Origin of the sequence: Rhizobium sp. AAP116, assembly GCF_001295785.1 — a bacterium.
Classification (GTDB): domain Bacteria; phylum Pseudomonadota; class Alphaproteobacteria; order Rhizobiales; family Rhizobiaceae; genus Allorhizobium.
In genome coordinates, this window is sequence record NZ_LJIB01000008.1 from 22,581 (window position 1) to 42,612 (window position 20,032).

A 20,032-nucleotide genomic window follows, 5' to 3' on the forward strand; every position below is an offset into this window, starting at 1 on the left:
TGCCAGGATCGTCCCATGGAAAACCCGCATTACGAGATCCGCGACCCCCGCTTCCGCGACCTGCTCGTGTCCAGCGCCAGCCTGGACGAGCTTTACACCGGCTGCCGATGGGCCGAAGGTCCCGTCTGGTTCAACGATGGCGGCTATCTGCTGTTCAGCGATATTCCCAACGAACGTGTGCTGCGCTGGATCGAAGGCGTGGGCACCTCGGTCTATCGTGCGCCCTCGCAATTCATCAACGGCAATACCCGCGACCGCGAGGGACGGCTCGTTTCCTGCGAGCACGGCGGGCGCCGCGTTATCCGCACCGAAATCGACGGCACGATCACGACGCTTGCCGATCGCTACCAAGGCAAGCGTCTGAACTCACCCAACGACGTGGTGGTGAAATCTGACGGCAGCGTGTGGTTCAGCGACCCGTCCTACGGCATTCTCTCTGACTACGAGGGCTACAAGGCCGACGAGGAACAGGCGAGCCGCAACGTCTACCGGCTCGATCCTACCACCGGCGAGCTTGCCGTCATGATCGACGACTTCCTGCAGCCGAACGGCCTTTGCTTCTCGCCGGACGAGACGTTGCTCTACGTCGCCGATTCCGGCGCCAGCCACAAACCGGATGCGCCGAGATACATCCGCGTCTTCGATATGACGGATGGAAAGCGGCTGACGAACGGTCGCGTCTTTGCCCATATCGACAAGGGCATTCCCGACGGCATGCGGACGGATGTCGACGGAAACCTCTGGTCAAGCGCTGCCGACGGCGTGCATTGCTTCCATCCCGATGGCACGCTGCTCGGCAAGATCCTGGTGCCGCAGGCGGTCGCCAACCTGACCTTCGGCGGCCCTCGCAAGAACCGCCTGTTCATCACGGCCTCGACATCGCTGTACGCGATCTACACCGCGACACGAGGTGCGCAGACGCCCTGAGTCGCGCCCGACTACATAAAAAACAGGACCGCCCGCTCAGGAGAACGGGCGGTCGCGCGGTCATGCCACGTGTGGGATATGGCACGACCGGACCGGCCTGGCGGCGACCGATGAGGCGATTACGTGAGGAAGAGCGATCACGCAGTCATGGATTTGAAAGCTTCGGCCTGGCTCTCTACCCAGCTTTCGAAGCTCTGCGGCTCCGTGCCCGTCAGCGTCTTGAAGTCACCAGTGACGCGAGCCAGACCACCGTTTCCGACCATCGTATCGATAGAGGCAAAGACGCGCGCGACGGGTTCGGGCAGACCAGCTCCAACCATGCCCTGGACGAGGCCTTCGACCGGAACATCGATCACGGTGATCTCCTTGCCGGCAGAGGCGGAGATGAGGGATGCCATTTCGCGATGCGTGTAGGAAGAAGAACCCGTCAGCGTGTAGACGGTCTTTTCCTTGTCTGCGGCGACGAGCGCCGCAGCAATCGCACGACCGATGTCATCGCGTGCGATGTGCGCCACCTTGCCGTCACCGGCAGCCGAGTACCAATGGCCCGAGGCAAGGGCGGGGCCTGCGCTCATCATGACGTTTTCGAAATACCAGTTGTTGCGCAGAATGGTCCAGGCCGGCACCGAGCTTGCCTCGATGGCCGCTTCCGTCCCTTCGTGGTCGGGGGCGAAGAGCAGAGCTGAGTTCACGGGCTCGGGCATCGAGGTGTAAAGCAGATGGACGACACCGGCCTTTTCTGCTGCGGCAACGGCTGCGCGATGCTGAACGAGACGATGTCCCGGCCGGTCGAGCGTATCCGTGCTGATGATCAGCACCTTTTCGGCCTCGGCGAATGCAGCCTCCATGGATGCGGCATCATCAAAATCGACCCGGCGCACCAACACGCCCTTCGCAGCCAGTTCTACCAGCTGCTCCGGCTTGCGGCTGGCAGCGATGATGTCGCCTGCGGCGACGCCCGAGGTCTCAAGGAGATGATGGACAACGCGCTGGCCGAGCTGGCCCGATGCGCCGGTGACAAGATACTTCGCGGTCATGGTTCTCTCATTTTCTGGACCCTAAACTTTAGGGATGGTTTAATTTGTAGAGTAGGTCTATATTGCAGACTTCATATCTACCGTAAAGTAGGCAGTTTTTTAGAACCAGGTTCTGAGGATGGTACCGATGACAGCACATGGGAAGACGAAGACCGATTACACCGCAGCGATCCGTACGGTGATGGCCATGATCGAGACGCCGGCGAATACGGTTTTCGATGCCGGGAATTGCCCGGTTCGCGATGTCTTTTCCCATATCGGGGACAAATGGGCTTCCCTCATCCTGCAGACGCTTGGCTACAGGCCGCACCGTTTCGGCGAGCTGAAGCGAGCAATCCCCGACATCTCGCAGGCGATGCTCACGGGTACATTGCGCAGCCTCCAGCGCGACGGTCTGGTTCATCGCGAGGTCTTCCCGACCCAGCCGCCAAGTGTCGAGTACAGGCTGACGGAGCTTGGGCAATCCTTATTGGGGCCAGTCGCGGCCCTGGTGGTCTGGACGGCGGAACATCATGGTCGCATCCGCGAGGCGCGGGCTCTCTATGATGGCGAGAATCCGCCCGTGAAGAAGAAGGTCGCAGCCGCCTGACTGGCATGCTTCGCTGGTCAGGAATTTGCTAACCATGCAGATGAACGAAAACGATACGCAGCACCTATAAATTACCCCCTTATATATGGGGGTATATTATGTTCAGAAGATTTCTCTGCGACCGCAGTGGCAATTTCGGCGTCTTGACGGCGATCCTGCTTGTGCCCGTCATCGGAGCGGCTGGCCTGGCCATCGATATCAGCAACGCGCTGACGGTGCGAAGCACCCTCCAGGCGGCTGCCGACGCGGCTGCGATCGCAGCCGTTGCCGAAACCTCCGCCGGCGTCATGCAGGCGATGCAGATGAAATCCGACGGACAGCTATCGGCTGCGATCGCAGATGCCAAGAAGGTGTTTCTCGGTCACGCCAAGATGTCTCAGCACTACGATCTCAAGAACTTCGATGTGGAAGTCGTCAAGACCGGAACCCAGCTAAAGGCCGTCTTCACCTTCAACGCGACGATTCCCACCACACTTGCACGGGTCATGGGGCAGAAGGACGTCACCGTCAGCGGCAAGGCCGAAGCCGTCTATCAGACAGACACATTCCGGGACTTCTACCTGCTTCTCGACAACACGCCGTCTATGGGCGTCGGAGCGACTCCGGCAGACGTCACCAAGATGGTCAACAATACCAGAGACAAGTGTGCCTTCGCGTGCCACATCGTCAAAAACGGTGTCGAGGACACGAACAGCTACTATTACCTCGCCAAGAAACTCGGCGTGACGATCCGCATCGACGTCGTGGCCAAGGCGACGGCAGCGCTCATGGACACGGCCAAGAAGTCGCGCAAGAGCTCCAATCAGTATCGCATGGCCGTCTACACCTTCGGCGAACGGGCCGAGGACACCAAGTTGCTGGAGGTCTCCGCACTTACCGACAATCTCGATCAGGTTCAGACCAAGGCGTCCAAGATCGGGCTGATGTCGATCCCCTGGCAGGGTTATGACAACGACCAGCAGACCGATTTCGACCGCGCCCTCAAGAGTATCGGCGATCTCATGGGCGCGTCCGGCACCGGTGCTTCTGCAAGTGATCCGGAAAAGATCGTGTTCTTTGTCTCAGATGGAGTGGGCGACGCCTACAAGCCAAGCACCTGCACCAAGAAGACCACCAATGGGCGCTGTCAGGAGCCGATCGACACTGCGCAATGCGAAGCCCTCAAGAAGAAGGGCTATCGCATCGCCGTTCTCTATACGACCTATCTGCCGCTTCCCACCAATGACTGGTACAAGAGGTGGATCAGCCCGTTCCAGTCCGAAATCCCTACGCGCATGCAGTCTTGCGCATCGCCGGGTCTCTATTTCGAAGTGAGCCCGAGCGAGGGCATCGCAGACGCCATGAATGCGCTATTCCTCAAGATCGTGAGCACGCCCCGGATCTCCAGCTGAGAGCACGATCCGAGGGCTCAGCTTCTCCGCATGGGGAAGCCCTGCAGGGACACGGTGTTGCCGTCACTGAACGCCAGGCCCTCTCGCTCGAAGGCCTCTCGAATCGCGCTCAGCGAGGCCGGCCGCGTCGAACGCTCTCCCTCCCCCTCGATCCGCCGGATCGACGAGACCGATACGCCGGACTGCCGCGAAAGGTCTTCAAGGGTCCATTGCAACATGGCCCGTCCCGCCCGGATCTGCATCGGCGTCACCGAGGGATCGGCGGCAGACCCGCCGCTGCCCATCATCGCAAATTCCTGATGGCGGATGATCATGCCCAGCCATTCATGCGAGCGCCCACCCTTGTGAAGCACGGGCACTGCGCGGGCATGAAACCATTCATATTCACCGTCCGCCCGACGGATGCGCTGATTGGAGCTATAAGGAGATAGCGAGGAAACAGCTTGCTGCCAGGCGGCGTTCACCGCTTCGCGATCATCTGGGTGGACCGCGCTTAGCCAGTTGCCGTCGAACATATCGGACTCGCGTTGCCCGGTCAGCGTCGTCCAGCCAGAGGAAAATACGGGCTCGCCAGCTGCGGTCGCACGCCATTCCATGGTCGCGACGGCGCTGATCAATGCTCTGTAGCGGCCGGTGCTTTCGTCCAGCGCCTGACGGCTCTCATGTTGTTGCGAGACGTCCTGGAGGAGCCCGATGGCGCGCGCCGGGCGCTGCTCGGCGTCAAGCACCACCTCGGACCGGAACTCGACCCAGCGTACGGTCCTGTCGCCGCGGATGATGCGAAAATTCCGATTCACAGGCACACCCGAGCGTATCAGCGACCAGATATCTTCGCAGAATGTGCGATCCTCCGGATGTACCTGGTCGACCAGATCCGTCATTCGGAACGGCAGGGTTTGCTTAACCCCGATCACTCGCAAGAGGCCCGGGCTGCAGCTGCATTGACCGGTGGTGATATCGCAGGTCCAGAAGCCTGTATTGCCGTTTTCTTCGACGAGTTTCAGGAAATGTGTCGACGAAACGCCTGATATCTTCCTGGCGGCAATAGACGCGTCTCCCGCCTGTGCGGAAGAGGCATCACCCAGGGCGGAATCCAGAAAACTTCTCATTGCAGTTCGGCAAAGTCCATCATGCGTCCGACGGGAAAGCCCTCGATCTCCGTCTATTGACAACAGTTCTCCCTGAAATGGGACGCTAGCGGCGGCGAAGGCTGCAGACAAGAGTGAAGTGGAAGATTGTGAATGCGCGCGGCCCGAAGGCGCAGCGTTTCTCTCCGCCACCTCAACAATACGTCCCGATCTCAAGCCTCATCCATGAGGAAACACGCAAGCAGCAGGCTTGTTGTTGGCCCATGATCATGGCAGGAAGTTTCCAGATGAGCATCACGAGAGAGCCATAGCATGTCGAACGTCATCAAGTTCGAGCGCCCGCCCGAAGACAAACCGCCGAAGCCGAAGGCCAGTGTTTCACCTTCGATGCGCAAGATCCTGATCTGGGCCGGGATCGCCGCGGCATTCGTGCTTGCATGGGCCTATTTTACCCTTGTCGGCGGCGGCGCTGCTCCGGCTTGAGCCCAAGGCTCCTCAGGCCTGCGTTACGGCATCCGGGACCAAAGCTCCCCGGGCGCCTATTACCCTACCCGCCAGTCTGGCGCCGGCAGCAACCGCATTCTCAACGGATGCACCATTCAGTTCTGCAGCCAGGTAGCCAGCGTTGAAACTGTCGCCTGCGGCGGTCGTATCAACAACATGTTCGACCGAGGGGATGGAGAAGCGGGACAGTTCACCGCTGCTGCCTGCAAATGTGACGTCCTCGGATCCGTTCTTGACGATGACCCTTCGAGCCCCTTCCGCCTGATAACGTTTCGCCGTCGCGGCTGGATCGGCATCGCCAAACCATGTCGCCTCGTCTTCGAAGGACGGAAGGCAGAGGTCACTCACCGCGGCCGCCCGATGCACCCAGCCCCTCATGGTCTCCGGGTTGTCCCAGAGACGCGGCCGGAGATTGGGGTCGAAGACAACTGTGCCGCCCTTGCCCGCGAACTGGCCAAGCGCCTCGATCAGCGCCAGCCGATCCTGGTTCGAGAGAATGGCCAAGGTGATGCCGGACCAGTAGGCGAGATCCGCGCCCTCAAGTGCACGATTGAGGGCCCCAGGATCACTGGCGAGCCGCTTTGCGGCACTATCGTTGCGCCAATAGGTGAAACTGCGCTCGCCGTCCTTCAAGGTGATGTAGTAGAGCCCGATCGTCTTGTCGGCCAGGCGGCGGACATGGTCGGTCCCGATGCCCTCACTGTTAAGGAAATCGACCATCCTGTCGGAGAGCCCGTCCGTACCGACGGCGCTCACATAGTCGACCTGCCAGTCCTGCCCCAGACTGTGACGCAGGTAATAGGCGGTATTGAGCGTGTCTCCGGCGAACCCCATGCTGAGCATACCGGGTGAACCGGTCTCCGACAGCTCGCCCATGCATTCGCCGATCGATACGATCCGTCCCATCTTCATCCCCCCGCCTTGTCGCTTCCCGTTCCTACCTAGCGCGCCAGCCAACCGCCGTCGACGGGCAGGATCGTGCCGTGCACATAAGCCGAGGCGTCCGAGGCCAGGAAGACTGCGGCGCCACCGAGTTCTTCCGGGTTGCCCCAGCGGCCTGCCGGGATCCGGCCGAGAATGTCGGTGGACCGCTTCGGATCTTCCCGCAAGGCGGTCGTGTTGTTGGTGACGAAATAGCCCGGCGCAATCGCGTTCACGTTGATGCCCTTGGCAGCCCATTCACAGGCCAGCAGGCGGGTCAGCCCCGCGAGGCCACTCTTGGACGCGGTATAGGAGGGAATGCGGATCCCTCCCTGGAAGGAGAGCATGGAAGCGATGTTGATAATCTTGCCGCGGCCACTCGGAATCATGCGCTTGGCGACGGCCTGCGACAGGAAAAAGGCCGTCTTCAGGTTGACGTCCATGACCGCATCCCAATCAGCCTCGGTGAAATCGATGGCATCGGCACGGCGGATGATGCCGGCATTGTTGACGAGAATGTCGACCGAGCCGAAAGCGGATACCGCCGCTTCGACGATGTCGTCGACCGGCTCGATGGTCGACAGGTCGGCGGCAAAGGATGCGAAACGCCCACCTGCAGAGGCAATCATGGCCTCCGTTTCGCTCATGCTCGATCGGCCGACGCCGAGAACAGCGGCACCAGCGCCGGCCAGTGCCACGGCAATGGCCTGACCGATGCCGGTATTGGCTCCGGTGACGATGGCCGTGCGGCCCGAAAGGTCGAAGGATGGTTTCATGATGCTACTCCCGGGATTTCTGGAAAGGATCGCCTGCTTGCTCTAGGCGTCAATGAAGAGGTCGGGATCGAGATGCTCGATATCGTCCAGTTCCTCAGTCATGCGGCCGATATGCTGGCTCATGGCCAGAACCGCCGCACCGTCGTCGCGGTCACGGATCCCGTCGATGATCGCCGCATGCTCGGCGATGACGATATCCAGCCGCCCTGAACGGGGCAGCGTGATGAACCGATAGCGGTCGATATGAACCTTGACCTGCGCAATAACCGTCCAGATACCGGGGTAACCGGCGATGTCGGCGATCAACTGATGGAATTCGGTGTCGAGACGGTGGAAGAGCGGAATGTCACCGGCCTCGGCCGCTTTTATCAGGGCCGCCTGATTGTCTTCGAGCGAGTGCAAGCGGCTGCCGTCCTTCATCGCGACAATGGCGAGCGAGACGGTGGTCACCTCGAGCGCCTTGCGGATAAGGATTGCCTCGTAGAGCGCACGGCGGGGTATGCGAGACACGAAAGTGCCCGACTGCGGATAGATCTCCACAAGTCCCTCATCCGCCAGTCTCAGCAGAGCTTCGCGCACAGGCGTGCGGCTGACACCGAAGCGCTGGCCGAGTTGCTTCTCGTTCAGGGTATCCAACGGCTTCAATTGCAGGCGGACAATTTCGTCCTGCAAGATCGCATGGATCTGCGTCGCAGCACGCCCATCCCGCGTCCTCCCGCGTTGATGATCGGCAGGAACAATGCGCGAGCGTAACCCGCTTTTGGACATTTCCGACATACAGCCTCCGAAAACTGAGATACTAGTATATCAGTTTTCGGAGGCTGTAAATGCAAGGAGCCTCTGTTTCAAGCCACCGTTTCTGAAACAGCTATGCAGTCAGGAAAGGCAGTAACGCGATGACGTCACTTCTCGGCGCAGATCGCGTAGCGGTGCTGAGTGGCTCGCTCCAGGCCTTTGAAAAACGAGAAGTTCTTGCGTTGCGCCCTGTGTATAGCAGTCATGTCCTGATCAACGGTGATTTTTGAGAAGCCCGCCTTCTTCAGAAGATCTGCAACGGCATGCGCGTGAGCACCGCCGGAAAAATGAACGCGGGACAGGATACGGGTGTGCGTTTCGGCCATATCGGGATTCGGGGCGCCGTGCAGGGCATCGCGGGCCATACCGAGGCGGCTCGCGAAACCGGTCAGCTTTTTCAAGAGACGGGTCAATGTGGAGGTGTTGACGAAGTCGCCATCGACGATCAGCACCTTGCCACCCGGTTTCAGGACGCGGTGCCACTCCTTGAAGCAGGCAAGCGGATCGACGAGCGTCCAGACAAGGTGACGATTGGTGATCACATCATAGGCCTCGTCGTCCTCCATGGTGCGCTCGGCGTCACCCATCAGAAAGCGGATCCGTCGTCCACGGTCCTTGGCCTTTGCCTGCGCGCGCTCCAGCATTGGCTCGGCCCAATCCAGCCCGGTAACCTTGAAGCCGAGATCGTCGAGCAGGTGCGAGATCACGGCCGTTCCGCAGGCGAGGTCGAGCGCTGCCCGCCCCTCGCCTTCGCCGAGATGCCTGCGGAACAGGGCGTGCCAGGCCGCCCGCTCGTCTTCCGAAAAGATCTCATGACCCGGCTGAGTGTCAAATGTCTCGGCCCGCAACGACCAATAAGCTTTGATTTCGTCGCGAAGGTCATGGTTGGTAAGGGAGCTAACGGCTTGCATTTTCACGGTCTTTCGGATTCGGGCAGAGAGGCTGGAACACTTCTAAAAGATAATTCTTGACTGATAAAGTCATAAAAACATAGATCACGACATAATCACAAGCAGGAGAACTGATCGTGTTCAAAATGGAGAAGGTGGCTTCTGCCGCCGCGATTTCGCTCGTCCTTTTTTCAAGCGTCGCGCTGGCTGGCGAGACCGTGAAGATCAAGGACATCACTGGTCGTGAGGTCGAGGTGAGCGTTCCGGTTGAACGCGTCATTCTCGGCGAAGGTCGACAGATCTACTTCACGGCAGCACTCGACACCGACAATCCGTTTGGCCGCGTCATTGGCTGGCGCGACGATTTCAAGAAGGCCGACCTCGACGGCTACAACATCTACCTGAAGAAATTCCCGGAGATGGAAAAGATCCCCACCTTCGGCGGCATGAAGGACGGCACGTTCGACATCGAGCAGGCGGTTGCGCTGAAGCCTGACGTCATCATCATGAACACGGAAGCGAAGTCCGCAACCGAAGAGAGCGGCTATATCGAGAAGCTCGCTGCCGTCGGTATCCCGCTCGTCTATATCGACTTCCGCGAAAAGCCGATGGAGCACACGGATGATTCCATGCGCATCATCGGCAAGCTGTTCGGCAAGGAAGAGCGCGCCGAAGAATTTGTAAAATTCCATGACGAGCAGATCGCCAAGGTGACCGACGTGCTGGCCAAGCAGTCGGATCTCAAGAAGCCTGTCGTCTTCATGGAGCGCGCCGGTGGCTATTCTGACGATTGCTGCATGTCCTTCGGCAACGAGAACTTCGGCAAGATGGTCGAACTCGCCGGCGGCGTGAACATGGCCAAGGACTTCATCCCGGGCACGTTCGGCACCGTCAATCCGGAGCAGATCATCGCGTCGAACCCCGACCAGGTCATCGTGACCGGCTCGAACTGGGAACTGTATGTTCCCGGCGGCAAGTGGGTTGGCGTTGGTCCGGGCGCCGACAAGGCTGAAGCCGCGCGCAAGCTCTCCGAGCTGATGAAGCGCCCCGGCTTCACCGACATCAAGGCCGTCCAGGATGGCAATGTGCATGCCATCTGGCACCAGTTCTACAACAGCCCCTACCAGTTCGTCGCCGTCCAGCAGATCGCCAAGTGGCTGCATCCGGATCTCTTCAAGGATCTCGACGCGGACGCCACCTTCAAGGACATGCATGAGCGCTTCCTGCCGGTAGATTACCAGCCTGGCTACTTCGCCTCGCTGAAGGCTGGCTCCTGACATCCATCCGGCCGGCGGGCGACCGCCGGCCGCTTGCCCTTGGGGGCGTAACCGACAGGAAAAGACTTATGGCCACCACCGTCGAAGCGGCCGCTCCGGCCTCCAGCGACATCTACCGAAGCCTGACGACGAAGCGCCTGGCAATCCTTGCCGGGCTTTCACTCTGTCTGGTGCTGTCGATCGCCGTCGATATGGCCTATGGCCCCGCGCGCTACACCCTGTCGGAAGTCGTCTCGACGATCTGGGATCCGGCCTCGGCAGGCAACCAGCTTAGGGTCGTCATCTGGGATATCCGCATGCCGATCGCGCTGATGGCCGTCACTGTTGGGGCGTGCCTGTCGCTTGCCGGTGCGCAGATGCAGACGATCCTGGCCAATCCGCTCGCCTCTCCCTTTACGCTCGGCATTTCCGCGGCTGCCAGTTTCGGTGCGGCGCTTGGGCTTGTCGCAGGCGTTGCCGTCTTTCCAGCGGCCGTGCAGTACATGGTGCCGATCAACGCCTTCCTGATGGCAATGCTCGCATCGCTCTTCATCTATGGCGTCTCGACCATGCGAGGCGTGACGGTTGAGACCATCATCCTGCTCGGCATAGCTCTGGTCTTCACCTTCAATGCGCTGCTTTCGCTGCTCGAATATCTTGCCTCTGAACAGGCGCTCGCCGCCGTTGTCTTCTGGACCATGGGATCGCTGACCAAGGCGACCTGGGGTAAGGTGGCGGTGACCTTCGCCGTGCTCGTCTTCTGCGTACCCCTCTTTGCGCGCCGCGCCTGGGCACTGACGGCGCTTCGCCTCGGTGACGACAAGGCCGCATCCTTCGGGGTCAATGTCCGGGCACTCCGGCTTGAGACTATGCTGCTCGTCAGCCTGCTCGCCGCCATCCCCGTTTCTTTCGTCGGCACGATCGGTTTCATCGGCCTCGTCGGGCCGCATATCGCTCGTATGTTGCTCGGAGAAGACCAGCGCTTCTTTCTCCCGGGTTCGATCCTCTGTGGCGCGCTCCTGCTGTCAGTCACCTCGGTCGTGTCGAAATTGCTGATCCCGGGCGCCATCCTGCCGATCGGTGTTATCACTGCACTCGTCGGGGTGCCCTTCTTCTTCTCCCTCATCTTCACCAACAGGAGGCGCGCATGGTAGCCCTCAGGCTTGAAGCGGTCGGTGCCCAATACGGTCGCCATCGCGTCTTCACCGACATCACCACCGGTGACATCGCCGGCGGAATGCTGACAGCTGTCATCGGTCCGAATGCGGCGGGCAAGTCGACGCTGTTCAAGCGGATAGCAGGCCTGCTGAAGGGCGAAGGCGTCATCCATGTCTCCGGAGAGGAGAGCCAGCGGCCGATTTGTTACATGCCGCAGGACACAGGTGCCAATGCTGTCCTGACCGTCTACGAGAGCATTCTGCTTGCATCCAAGCAGGGCTCTGGTTGGAAAGTGGCCGACGGCGAACTTTTTGAGATCGATCGCATTCTTGCTTCACTTCGGATTTCGGACCTCGCATTTCGAGATCTTGGGGAACTGTCCGGTGGACAACGTCAGCTCGTCGCCATCGCCCAGGCGCTGGTGCGCAAGCCGGAAGTGCTGTTGATGGACGAGCCGACGTCGGCGCTCGATCTCTTCCGCCAGATCGAAGTCCTTCAATTCATGCGCGAACTTGCAACCGAAAGCGGGATCACCGTTCTGATCGCCCTGCACGACCTGAACCACGCGATGCGTTATTGCGACCATGCGCTCGTGGTTGCGGACGGGCGACTGATTGCAAGCGGCGCGACTGCGGATGTGATCACGCCTTCCCTGCTTCGAGATGTGTACCGGGTCGATGCCCGCATTGAGGCCTGCACGCAAGGCCGGCCTCTCGTCATCGTGGACGCGGCGCTGGCATAAGCCCTTAGCTCAGCCCCATATAACGGCCGGGCTTGTGGTTGATCGCGAGGATCAGGTTGGCGATGGCAGCGCCCAGCACCGAGAGTGCCAACCGGTCGGCCGGCAGCACGAAGAAGGCGATTGCGAGGATCGTGAGATCGACACCAAGCTGGAAATAACCGGCGCGCAGCCCTGTCTTTTCCTGCAGATACATGGCGAGGATATTGATGCCGCCGAGACCCGTGCGGTGGCGGAAAAGCATCAGCAAGCCAGTACCGATCAAGCCGCCGCCGATCACGGTGGCGTAGAGTGGATCGAGATGCGAAAAATCGATCCATTGGCCGTTCAGCTTCGACAGGATCGACACCAGCGCCACGGCGGTGAAAGTGCGCAGCGTGAAGGCCCACCCCATGCGTTTGACCGCCAGGATGTAGAAGGGCAAATTGACGACGAAGAAGATGACGCCGAAGCCCCAGCCACTGACATAGGACAGAAGCAGCGCGAGGCCGGCGCTCGACCCGACCGTCAGCATGGTTTCGGTGTAGATCAGCGTCCCGAGCGACACGAACATCGTGCCGGAAATCATCGCGAGCACGTCTTCATAGAGGCGATGACGCTCTGCGCCCGCCTGGTTCACGGTGGTCGTGGTCATGGTTTCAGCCCAGAAGCGGTTTCAGAACAGCGGCGACGCGCGGAATATCCTGGCTCTTCAGGCCCGCAATATTGATGCGTCCAGAGGTCGGCATGTAGATGCCGTGATCCTTGCGCAGCGACAGCACGTCGGCTTCCTTGAGCGGCAGGAGCGAGAACATGCCCTGTTGCTCGCCGATCTGCGGCGCCAGTTGCCAACCGTCGCCGAGGGCTGCGGCCAGTTCGCGACGCAGGCCATTGAGACGGTCGCGCATGCTGTTCAGTTCGTCGATCCAGTCCTGGCGCAGGCTCTCTGTCGAGAGGATCGTGCGCACGACGGCCGCACCATGATCCGGTGGCATGGAATAGCTGGTGCGCGCCATGGTCACGAGATTGGAGCGAGCAATGTCGGCCGCCTCTTGCGTCTCGGCAACAGCAAAGATGGCGCCTGTGCGTTCACGGTAAATGCCGAAGGACTTGGAGCAGGAAACCGCGACCAAGGCTTCCGGCACTGCAGCGATAATGGTGCGCAGACCAGCGGCATCTTCCTCGATGCCGGCGCCAAACCCTTGATAGGCAGAATCGATCAGTGGCACGAGGCGACGTTCGGCGATCACGGCCGCCAGTTCTTCCCACTGGGCAGACGTGAGCGTGGCGCCGGTCGGGTTGTGGCAGCTCGCATGAATGAGCACGGCATCACCGCGCGGGGCGCTGCTTAGCGCCTTCATCATGCTGGCAAAGCGCACGTCCTGTGTCGGCACATCGAAATAGGGATAGGTCTCAACGCTGAGGCCGGTGGCGCCGAAGATACCCGCATGGTTCGGCCAGCTGGGCAGACCAAGATGAATGCGGCCGCTGCTCGCGCGCGCGATGAGATCCGACGCGAGACGCAGCGCCCCCGAACCGCCGGGGGTCTGAACGCCCGCGGCAAACTTGCCCTGTCCCTTGCCGCCGACAAGATCCCAGAGCAGGTCGAGGAAGACCCTGTCGCCTTCCGGCGCCACATAGGACTTGCTGTCCTGCTTCTCCAACAGCTCCTTCTCGGCCGCCTTGACCGAGCGCATCACAGGCGTGCGCCCGAGATCATCACGGTAGACACCGACCCCGAGGTCGATCTTGTCGGCGCGCTGATCGGCATTGTAGAGCCCGATCAGGGCAAGCAACGGGTCATTGGGCTGCGAGGCGAGCTTGTCGAACATCGGGGACCTTCGTCAAAGTGCAATTGTGTTGGACCAGAGATATCAAGTTTGCCGCGCAAAGTCTCTGCGGATTTCATGCCCGGCGTCAGGGGTGACTTAAGATGAATTGCCAGACATCCAGCTTTGACGATACAATATTGCGCACTGATGGACAGTAGAGATCGATAATGGAAGCTGAGAGCGCCACACTGGACAGGATCGATCGGAAGATCATTGCCTGTCTTCTGAACGATGCGAGCCTGAACAATGCGGAACTCGCCGAGCGTGTCGGGCTGACCGCCGCCCCCCTTTCGCGTCGGCTCGCCAGACTCTATTCGAGCGGCATCATACGGCAGGCGATCGTGGTTGATGCGCCGCGTGTCGGCCTCGGCCTGCAGGCCTTCGTCGAAATCACCCTGGATCGCACGACGCCGCAGGTGGGCGAACGTTTTATCGAACATGTCGGCAAACTGCCCGAAGTAGTCGAGATCCATGCCGTTGCCGGCGGCTTCGATTTTCTGTTGAAGATCTCGGTTCGTGACATGACGGACTACAAGCGCCTGATCTGGCAGGAGTTCGATCGCCTCGCCGAGATCAAGACAATCAGGTCGACGATGGTATTCGACAGTCCGAAGATCTCTTACGGCTATCTGCCATAAAGAAAAAGGGCGCCGACCGGGCGCCCTTTGTCATCGCATCAAGCTTTAGAAAGCGATCAACCGGCCGCCGCTGCCAGCTGGCGCTTTGCCATGCGGGCGCGGATCGATTCCACGTCGGCGCGCGGTGTCGCGGCAAATAGCGTGCGTGTATATTCGTGCTGCGGGTCCGAGAAGACCGCATCGCGTGTGCCGTATTCCACGGCCTCACCGTAATACATCACCATCACCTCGTCGGCGATGTAGCGCACAACCGAGAGGTCGTGGCTGATGAAGACATAGGTCAGGCCAAACTCTTCCTGCAGGTCGGCAAGCAGGTTCAGCACCTGGGCCTGGACCGAGAGGTCGAGCGCCGAAACCGGTTCGTCGAGCACGAGCAGCTTCGGATTGAGCATCAACGCACGAGCAATCGCGATACGCTGGCGCTGGCCGCCCGAGAACATGTGCGGGTAGCGGTTATAGTGCTCCGGACCGAGGCCGACCTTGATCAGCATTTCGGTTGCGCGTTCCCGCCGCTCGGCCGAGCTCATCTTGGTGTTGATGAGCAAGGGCTCGCCGAGCACATCGCCGATCTTCTGGCGCGGATTGAGCGAGCCATACGGGTTCTGGAAGACGATCTGCACCTTCTGGCGCATGTCCGATGTCAGATGGCCAGGACGCAAGTCGACCTTCTGACCGTCGATCAACAACTCGCCTGCCGTTGGCTCATCGATGAAGGTCAGGATGCGGGCAAGCGTGGACTTGCCGCAACCGCTTTCGCCGACGATGGCGAGCGTCTTGCCCTTGTCGAGCTTGAAAGACACGCCTTTGACAGCGTGGACGATCTTGTCTTCCTTGAAGAGACCTTGCGACACACGGTAGTCGCGCTTGACGTCGCGAATCTCGAGCATCGGGGTTTGCATCTCTGTGGTCATGCGGCACCTCCCGTTTCTGCGGCGGCCAGGAAGTCGGAGACCGTCGTCAGGCGGTCGCCGGTGGCGTTTTCCGGCAGGGCCGAAAGCAGCGCGCGGGTATAGGGGTTCTTCGGGTTTTCGAAGAGCGAGAGCACATCGGCCTCTTCCATCTTCCGGCCCTTGTACTGGACGATGACGCGGTCCGCGGTCTCGGCAACCACAGCCATGTCGTGGGTGATCATGATGAGGCCCATGCCGGTCTCGGCCTGGATCTTCATGAGGAGGTCGAGGATCTGCTTCTGGATCGTCACGTCGAGCGCGGTCGTCGGCTCGTCTGCGATCAGGAGTTTGGGATTGCAGGCGATCGCAATCGCGATCATCACGCGCTGACACTGACCGCCCGACATCTGGTGCGGGAAGTGGTTGAGGCGTTCCGCAGGATCCGGCAGTCCGACCAGCTTGAAGAGCTCGATGGCGCGTTCGCGGCATTCCTTTTTGCCGAGGCCCATGTGCAGGCGCAGGACTTCCTCGATCTGGAAGCCGACGGTGAAGCAGGGATTAAGGCTTGCGACAGGCTCCTGGAAGATCATGGCGACATCCTTGCCGATCAGCTTGCGCCGGTCGGCTGCCGAGATCTTCTGGATGTCACGACCCTGGAATTCCATCTTGTCGGCGGTGATCTTTGCCGTCCACGGCAGAAGGCCCATGACGGCAAGCATGGCGACAGACTTGCCGGAGCCGCTTTCTCCGACGATGGCAAGCACTTCACCCGGCTCGACCGACATCGACACGCCGTCGACGGCCTTGAACCAACCACTGGCCGTCTCGAACTGGACGGTGAGGTTCTGAATCTCGAGAAGTGCCATGATCAGGACCTCTTCAGCTTGGGATCGAGCGCATCGCGCAGGCCGTCACCCATGAGGTTGATGGCAAGAACGGTGATCAGAATGGCGAGGCCCGGGAAGGTGACGACCCACCAAGCGCGCAGGATGAATTCGCGCGCTTCGGCCAGCATCGTGCCCCATTCCGGTGCCGGAGGCTGCGCGCCCATACCGAGGAAGCCGAGGGCGGCTGCATCGAGGATGGCGTTCGAGAAGGAGAGCGTAGCCTGGACGATCAGCGGCGCCATGCAGTTCGGCAGGATCGTCTTGAACATCAGGCGGAAGGGACTTGCACCGGCTAGCCGTGCGGCCGTCACGTAGTCACGTGTCTTTTCCGACATCACCGCAGCACGGGTCAGGCGGACGAAATGCGGCTGCAGGACCAGCGCGATCGCGATCATGCCATTGGTCAGGCCGGGGCCGAGGATCGCGACGAGCACAAGTGCCAGCAGCAGCGACGGGAAGGCCAGGATGATGTCCATCAGGCGCATGATCGCGGTGTCGAGCCAGCCACCGTAATAGCCGGCGATGACACCAATCGCGATGCCCGTCGTCAGCGACAGCGTCGTAACGAACACACCGATGAACAGAGAATACTGCGAACCGTAGATCAGGCGCGAGAGGATGTCGCGTCCGACGGGATCGGTGCCGAGCACAAAGCTCCAGTTCCCACCTTCAAGCCAGGCGGGCGGAAGAAGCACGGCATCACGATATTGCTCGAAGGGCGAATGGGGTGCGATGACGCCGGCGAAGACGGCGATCAGCACGAGAGCGACGAAGACGACGAGGCCTGCGACGGCGCCGCGGTTTTCGGAAAAGTAGAACCAGAATTCGGCCAGCATCTGGCGGCGCATCTGAGCGCTCGAAACCGGCTGGCTGGTTGTTGTCTCTGCCATGGGACTTTATCCTTCTAGTGGCGGATGCGCGGGTTGATTAGGCCGTAGAGCAGGTCGACGATGAGGTTCACGACCATGATGATGCCGGCAATCAGGAGGAGGCCTCCCTGGATGACCGGGTAGTCACGGCGAAACACACTGTCGACCATCCACTTGCCGATGCCCGGCCAGGAAAAGATCGTTTCGGTCAGGATCGCGCCGGCCAGCAGGACACCGATCTGCAGGCCGATTGTGGTGATGACCGGGATCATGGCATTGCGCAGCGCATGCAGGCTGACGACGCGGAAAGGCGAGAGGCCCTTGGCGCGGGCCGTCCGGATATAATCTTCCGACAGGACTTCCAGCATGGCCGAGCGCGTCTGCCGCGCGATGACGGCGAGAGGAATGGTCGCAAGCACGATCGTCGGCAGGATGAGATGGCTGACGGCCGAGGCAAAGGCGCCCTTCTGACCCGACAGCAGGCTGTCGATCAGCATGAAACCCGTGACCGGCGGGAAGAAGAACATCAGCGAGATGCGTCCCGATACCGGTGTCCACTGCAGGATGCCGGAGAACAGGATCATCAATAGAAGGCCCCACCAGAAGATCGGCATGGAATAGCCGACAAGGGCAATTCCCATCATGGTCTGGTCGAAGAATGAACCGCGCTTGATCGCAGCGATGATGCCGGCGGGAACGCCGATCGCGACGGCCAACAGGATCGCACAGAGGGACAATTCGACAGTGGCGGGGAACAGCGCGAAGAACTGGTCGATGATCGGGCTCTTCGAGACAATCGAAGTGCCGAAGTCACCGGTCAGGACGCCGCCGAGATAATCGAAGTACTGGACGACGACAGGACGGTCGAGACCGAGCTGCGCACTGATCTGTGCGTGCCGCTCGGGCGACATGACGCGCTCACCGGAGAGCAGCGCAACCGGATCGCCAGGAAGAAGCCGGATGAAAGCGAAGGCAATGATCGAGACGCCGAGAAAGGTCGGGATCAAGACGGCGAGCCGTCGCAGGAGAAAGCCAAACATGTGTGAGACCTGTTGTTTAAGGGAGGTCGAACCACGGCACCAAGGCCATCTGTGGTTACCCGAAACGCTTCACCTGAGCTTTCGAGCATGACGCGAGATTGGTCTTGCATCAACGACAAACGCCGCGGGCCAGGGCCCGCGGCGAAAGATTGCGTGTTCCGATTACTCGGCGATGTCGACGTTTTCGAAGGTGAAGTCGCCAAGTGGGCTCTGGACGAAGCCAGAGACTTCCTTGCGCATCGGGACGATCGAGAGAGAATGGTCGATCGTGGCCCAAGGCGCTTCGCGCTTGAAGACGAGCTGTGCTTCTTCGTAGAGCTTGGTGCGCTCGGCCTGGTCGGAGGTGACCTTGGCCTTCTTCACCAGGGCGTCGAACTCCTCGTTGCACCACTGAGCGCGGTTGTTGCCGCCGACGGCAGAGCAGCCCAGCAGCGTGTCGAGGAAGTTGTCCGGGTCGCCGTTGTCGCCGGTCCAGCCGAGCATGACGGCGCCGTCACGATCCTTGGCCTTCGAGCGGTCGAGATACTCGGCCCATTCGTAGGAGACGATCTCGACGGTGACGCCGATCTTGGAGAAATCGTCCTGGATGATTTCAGCGGCGCGACGTGCGTTCAGCATGTAGGGGCGCGAAACCGGCATTGCCCAGACCTTCATCGAAAGGCCGGTTACACCAGCGGCTTCGAGTTCTGCCTTCGCAGCTTCCAGGTCATACGCGTCGTCCTGAGTGGACTGGTTGTAAGACCACATGGTCGGCGGGATCGGGTTCTTGGCCGGAGTCGCCATGCCCTGGAATACGGCGTCGACGATGGCTTCCTTGTTGATCGCCTTGTTCAGCGCCTTACGCACTTCCGGCTTGTCGAACGGAGCCTGGGTCGTGTTGTAGGCGAGGTAAGCGACGTTCAGGCCTTCCTGTTCCATGACGGTCAGAGCCGGGTCGGACTTCATGGTCTCGACGTCGGCTGCGTTCGGGAACGGCATCAGGTGGCATTCGCCAGCCTTGAGCTTCTGGTAACGAACGGCAGCATCCGTGGTGATCGCGAAGACGAGATCGTCGATCTTCGGCGCGCCACCCCAGTAATCGGCGTTCTTCTTGTAGCGGATGACGGCGTCCTGCTGGTAGCCGACGAAGGAGAACGGACCCGTGCCGACCGGCATCTGGTTCAGCTGTTCCTTCTTGCCTTCAGCTTCGAGCTTGTCGGCATATTCCTTCGAAACGATCGATGCGAAAGGCATTGCGAGGTTCGCGAGGAACGGCGCTTCCGGCTTGTTGAGCGTGATCTTGACCGTCATGTCGTCGACCTTCTCGATCGACTTGATCAGCTCGGGGAAGCCCATGCCTGCGGCATATTCCCAGGAGGTGCCGGCAACATACTGGTTCCACGGATGATCAGCCTTCAGCTGACGGTCCAGCGAGAAGAGGACGTCATCGGCGTTGAAATCACGCGACGGAGTGAAGAACTCCGTCGTGTGGAACTTGACGCCCGAACGAAGCTTGAAGGTGTATTCGGTGCCTTCGGCGTTGACTTCATAGCTTTCGGCCAGACCGGCTTCCGCTTCGGTGGTGCCGGGCTTGAATTCCATCAGGCGGCTGTAGATCGGATGCGCGGAGGCATCAAAGGTCGTGCCGGCGGTGTACATGCCGGGATCGAAGCCTTCCGGCGATCCTTCCGAGCAGTAAACGAAGGTCTTGGCGCTTGCCGCGCCCGACAGGAAAGTGGCGGCAGCGAGTGCTGCAGCTGCAAGAGCGAACTTGGTTTTCATGAACAGTCTCCCAAAGGCAAAGGACGAGCGTCCTCGCCGGTTCTTTTGGTCCCGCGGCGCGTGGA

General features: G+C 60.5%; 21 protein-coding genes. 8 read left to right on the forward strand and 13 right to left on the reverse strand.

Annotation, left to right across the window (positions count from 1 at the left end):
* Positions 1-15: 15 nt before the first annotated feature.
* Positions 16-927, forward strand: a complete 912-nt coding sequence (locus tag IP85_RS07220; protein ID WP_054149013.1) for an SMP-30/gluconolactonase/LRE family protein — start codon at positions 16-18, stop codon at positions 925-927.
* Between the two features lie 137 nt (positions 928-1,064).
* Here IP85_RS07220 and IP85_RS07225 read toward each other — a convergent pair whose 3' ends face one another.
* Entirely contained in the window at positions 1,065-1,964 is a 900-nt protein-coding gene (locus IP85_RS07225) for an SDR family oxidoreductase (RefSeq protein WP_054149014.1), read from the reverse strand.
* A 181-nt stretch (positions 1,965-2,145) separates the two neighbouring features.
* On the opposite strand from IP85_RS07225, the gene IP85_RS07230 reads away from it, so the two are divergent.
* Both IP85_RS07230 and IP85_RS07235 read left to right on the forward strand, forming a co-directional pair.
* Positions 2,146-2,553 (forward strand): helix-turn-helix domain-containing protein, encoded by a 408-nt coding sequence (locus IP85_RS07230; RefSeq protein ID WP_054149162.1) that lies wholly within the window; start codon positions 2,146-2,148, stop codon positions 2,551-2,553.
* A gap of 98 nt (positions 2,554-2,651) precedes the next feature.
* Positions 2,652-3,944, forward strand: coding sequence for a TadE/TadG family type IV pilus assembly protein (locus IP85_RS07235; protein ID WP_054149015.1), 1,293 nt, complete (start codon positions 2,652-2,654; stop codon positions 3,942-3,944).
* Positions 3,945-3,961: 17 nt separating this feature from the next.
* On the opposite strand, the gene IP85_RS07240 is transcribed toward IP85_RS07235, so the two are convergent.
* Entirely contained in the window at positions 3,962-4,990 is a 1,029-nt protein-coding gene (locus IP85_RS07240; RefSeq protein WP_348625554.1) for a PAS domain-containing protein, read from the reverse strand.
* A gap of 354 nt (positions 4,991-5,344) precedes the next feature.
* On the opposite strand from IP85_RS07240, the gene IP85_RS22365 reads away from it, so the two are divergent.
* Positions 5,345-5,515, forward strand: a complete 171-nt coding sequence (locus tag IP85_RS22365; RefSeq protein WP_171901568.1) for a hypothetical protein — start codon at positions 5,345-5,347, stop codon at positions 5,513-5,515.
* A gap of 12 nt (positions 5,516-5,527) precedes the next feature.
* Here the strand turns inward: IP85_RS22365 and IP85_RS07245 are convergent, their stop codons facing one another.
* The 4 genes from IP85_RS07245 to IP85_RS07260 all read right to left on the reverse strand — a co-directional run bounded on the left by IP85_RS07245 (position 5,528) and on the right by IP85_RS07260 (position 8,939).
* Positions 5,528-6,448 (reverse strand): sugar kinase, encoded by a 921-nt coding sequence (locus IP85_RS07245; protein WP_054149017.1) that lies wholly within the window; start codon positions 6,446-6,448, stop codon positions 5,528-5,530.
* A 29-nt stretch (positions 6,449-6,477) separates the two neighbouring features.
* Positions 6,478-7,233: a 2-dehydro-3-deoxy-D-gluconate 5-dehydrogenase KduD gene (gene kduD / locus IP85_RS07250; protein WP_054149018.1), complete on the reverse strand. Its 756-nt coding sequence runs from the start codon at positions 7,231-7,233 to the stop codon at positions 6,478-6,480.
* A 42-nt stretch (positions 7,234-7,275) separates the two neighbouring features.
* Positions 7,276-8,010, reverse strand: coding sequence for a GntR family transcriptional regulator (locus tag IP85_RS07255; protein ID WP_054149019.1), 735 nt, complete (start codon positions 8,008-8,010; stop codon positions 7,276-7,278).
* A gap of 125 nt (positions 8,011-8,135) precedes the next feature.
* Positions 8,136-8,939, reverse strand: coding sequence for a class I SAM-dependent methyltransferase (locus tag IP85_RS07260; protein ID WP_054149020.1), 804 nt, complete (start codon positions 8,937-8,939; stop codon positions 8,136-8,138).
* Positions 8,940-9,064: 125 nt separating this feature from the next.
* Here IP85_RS07260 and IP85_RS07265 point away from each other — a divergent pair, with 125 nt between their 5' ends.
* From IP85_RS07265 to IP85_RS07275, 3 genes are all read left to right on the forward strand, one after another.
* On the forward strand, positions 9,065-10,195 hold the full coding sequence (locus tag IP85_RS07265) for an ABC transporter substrate-binding protein (protein ID WP_156322780.1): 1,131 nt from the start codon (positions 9,065-9,067) through the stop codon (positions 10,193-10,195).
* A 68-nt stretch (positions 10,196-10,263) separates the two neighbouring features.
* Positions 10,264-11,328 carry an iron ABC transporter permease gene (locus tag IP85_RS07270; RefSeq protein ID WP_054149022.1) on the forward strand — a complete coding sequence of 355 codons (1,065 nt, stop codon included), beginning with the start codon at positions 10,264-10,266 and terminating at the stop codon, positions 11,326-11,328.
* Positions 11,322-12,074, forward strand: coding sequence for an ABC transporter ATP-binding protein (locus IP85_RS07275; protein WP_054149023.1), 753 nt, complete (start codon positions 11,322-11,324; stop codon positions 12,072-12,074). Before IP85_RS07270 ends, IP85_RS07275 begins: the two co-directional genes overlap by 7 nt.
* Before the next feature lie 4 nt (positions 12,075-12,078).
* Here IP85_RS07275 and IP85_RS07280 read toward each other — a convergent pair whose 3' ends face one another.
* Together IP85_RS07280 and IP85_RS07285 are read right to left on the reverse strand one after the other, a co-directional pair.
* Positions 12,079-12,705 carry a YitT family protein gene (locus IP85_RS07280; RefSeq protein WP_054149024.1) on the reverse strand — a complete coding sequence of 209 codons (627 nt, stop codon included), beginning with the start codon at positions 12,703-12,705 and terminating at the stop codon, positions 12,079-12,081.
* Between the two features lie 4 nt (positions 12,706-12,709).
* Positions 12,710-13,882 carry an amino acid aminotransferase gene (locus tag IP85_RS07285; protein WP_054149025.1) on the reverse strand — a complete coding sequence of 391 codons (1,173 nt, stop codon included), beginning with the start codon at positions 13,880-13,882 and terminating at the stop codon, positions 12,710-12,712.
* Between the two features lie 167 nt (positions 13,883-14,049).
* On the opposite strand from IP85_RS07285, the gene IP85_RS07290 reads away from it, so the two are divergent.
* Complete coding sequence (locus IP85_RS07290; RefSeq protein WP_054149026.1) at positions 14,050-14,520, forward strand: Lrp/AsnC family transcriptional regulator; 471 nt, start codon at positions 14,050-14,052, stop codon at positions 14,518-14,520.
* A 56-nt stretch (positions 14,521-14,576) separates the two neighbouring features.
* Here the strand turns inward: IP85_RS07290 and IP85_RS07295 are convergent, their stop codons facing one another.
* The 5 genes from IP85_RS07295 to IP85_RS07315 all read right to left on the reverse strand — a co-directional run bounded on the left by IP85_RS07295 (position 14,577) and on the right by IP85_RS07315 (position 19,967).
* A complete protein-coding gene (locus tag IP85_RS07295; protein WP_054149163.1) occupies positions 14,577-15,419 on the reverse strand; it encodes a dipeptide ABC transporter ATP-binding protein in 843 nt (280 codons plus the stop codon).
* 8 nt (positions 15,420-15,427) lie between these two features.
* Positions 15,428-16,276 carry an ABC transporter ATP-binding protein gene (locus IP85_RS07300; protein WP_076391946.1) on the reverse strand — a complete coding sequence of 283 codons (849 nt, stop codon included), beginning with the start codon at positions 16,274-16,276 and terminating at the stop codon, positions 15,428-15,430.
* A 2-nt stretch (positions 16,277-16,278) separates the two neighbouring features.
* The gene (locus IP85_RS07305) at positions 16,279-17,187 is read right to left on the reverse strand and encodes an ABC transporter permease subunit (RefSeq protein WP_054149027.1); all 909 of its coding nucleotides are present in this window, start codon (positions 17,185-17,187) and stop codon (positions 16,279-16,281) included.
* A 14-nt stretch (positions 17,188-17,201) separates the two neighbouring features.
* The gene (locus IP85_RS07310) at positions 17,202-18,206 is read right to left on the reverse strand and encodes an ABC transporter permease subunit (RefSeq protein ID WP_054149028.1); all 1,005 of its coding nucleotides are present in this window, start codon (positions 18,204-18,206) and stop codon (positions 17,202-17,204) included.
* A gap of 162 nt (positions 18,207-18,368) precedes the next feature.
* A complete protein-coding gene (locus tag IP85_RS07315; RefSeq protein ID WP_054149029.1) occupies positions 18,369-19,967 on the reverse strand; it encodes an ABC transporter substrate-binding protein in 1,599 nt (532 codons plus the stop codon).
* Positions 19,968-20,032: the final 65 nt, after the last annotated feature.

What these genes read in the sequence shown, in the direction of transcription:
- IP85_RS07220 (WP_054149013.1), top strand. Translation starts at nt 16, where the DNA reads ATGGAAAACCCGCATTACGAGATCCGCGACCCCCGCTTCCGCGACCTG.
- IP85_RS07225 (WP_054149014.1), bottom strand. Translation starts at nt 1,964, where the DNA reads ATGACCGCGAAGTATCTTGTCACCGGCGCATCGGGCCAGCTCGGCCAG.
- IP85_RS07230 (WP_054149162.1), top strand. Translation starts at nt 2,146, where the DNA reads ATGGCCATGATCGAGACGCCGGCGAATACGGTTTTCGATGCCGGGAAT.
- IP85_RS07235 (WP_054149015.1), top strand. Translation starts at nt 2,652, where the DNA reads ATGTTCAGAAGATTTCTCTGCGACCGCAGTGGCAATTTCGGCGTCTTG.
- IP85_RS22365 (WP_171901568.1), top strand. Translation starts at nt 5,345, where the DNA reads ATGTCGAACGTCATCAAGTTCGAGCGCCCGCCCGAAGACAAACCGCCG.
- IP85_RS07245 (WP_054149017.1), bottom strand. Translation starts at nt 6,448, where the DNA reads ATGAAGATGGGACGGATCGTATCGATCGGCGAATGCATGGGCGAGCTG.
- kduD (WP_054149018.1), bottom strand. Translation starts at nt 7,233, where the DNA reads ATGAAACCATCCTTCGACCTTTCGGGCCGCACGGCCATCGTCACCGGA.
- IP85_RS07255 (WP_054149019.1), bottom strand. Translation starts at nt 8,010, where the DNA reads ATGTCGGAAATGTCCAAAAGCGGGTTACGCTCGCGCATTGTTCCTGCC.
- IP85_RS07260 (WP_054149020.1), bottom strand. Translation starts at nt 8,939, where the DNA reads ATGCAAGCCGTTAGCTCCCTTACCAACCATGACCTTCGCGACGAAATC.
- IP85_RS07265 (WP_156322780.1), top strand. Translation starts at nt 9,065, where the DNA reads ATGGAGAAGGTGGCTTCTGCCGCCGCGATTTCGCTCGTCCTTTTTTCA.
- IP85_RS07270 (WP_054149022.1), top strand. Translation starts at nt 10,264, where the DNA reads ATGGCCACCACCGTCGAAGCGGCCGCTCCGGCCTCCAGCGACATCTAC.
- IP85_RS07275 (WP_054149023.1), top strand. Translation starts at nt 11,322, where the DNA reads ATGGTAGCCCTCAGGCTTGAAGCGGTCGGTGCCCAATACGGTCGCCAT.
- IP85_RS07280 (WP_054149024.1), bottom strand. Translation starts at nt 12,705, where the DNA reads ATGACCACGACCACCGTGAACCAGGCGGGCGCAGAGCGTCATCGCCTC.
- IP85_RS07285 (WP_054149025.1), bottom strand. Translation starts at nt 13,882, where the DNA reads ATGTTCGACAAGCTCGCCTCGCAGCCCAATGACCCGTTGCTTGCCCTG.
- IP85_RS07290 (WP_054149026.1), top strand. Translation starts at nt 14,050, where the DNA reads ATGGAAGCTGAGAGCGCCACACTGGACAGGATCGATCGGAAGATCATT.
- IP85_RS07295 (WP_054149163.1), bottom strand. Translation starts at nt 15,419, where the DNA reads ATGCAAACCCCGATGCTCGAGATTCGCGACGTCAAGCGCGACTACCGT.
- IP85_RS07300 (WP_076391946.1), bottom strand. Translation starts at nt 16,276, where the DNA reads ATGGCACTTCTCGAGATTCAGAACCTCACCGTCCAGTTCGAGACGGCC.
- IP85_RS07305 (WP_054149027.1), bottom strand. Translation starts at nt 17,187, where the DNA reads ATGGCAGAGACAACAACCAGCCAGCCGGTTTCGAGCGCTCAGATGCGC.
- IP85_RS07310 (WP_054149028.1), bottom strand. Translation starts at nt 18,206, where the DNA reads ATGTTTGGCTTTCTCCTGCGACGGCTCGCCGTCTTGATCCCGACCTTT.
- IP85_RS07315 (WP_054149029.1), bottom strand. Translation starts at nt 19,967, where the DNA reads ATGAAAACCAAGTTCGCTCTTGCAGCTGCAGCACTCGCTGCCGCCACT.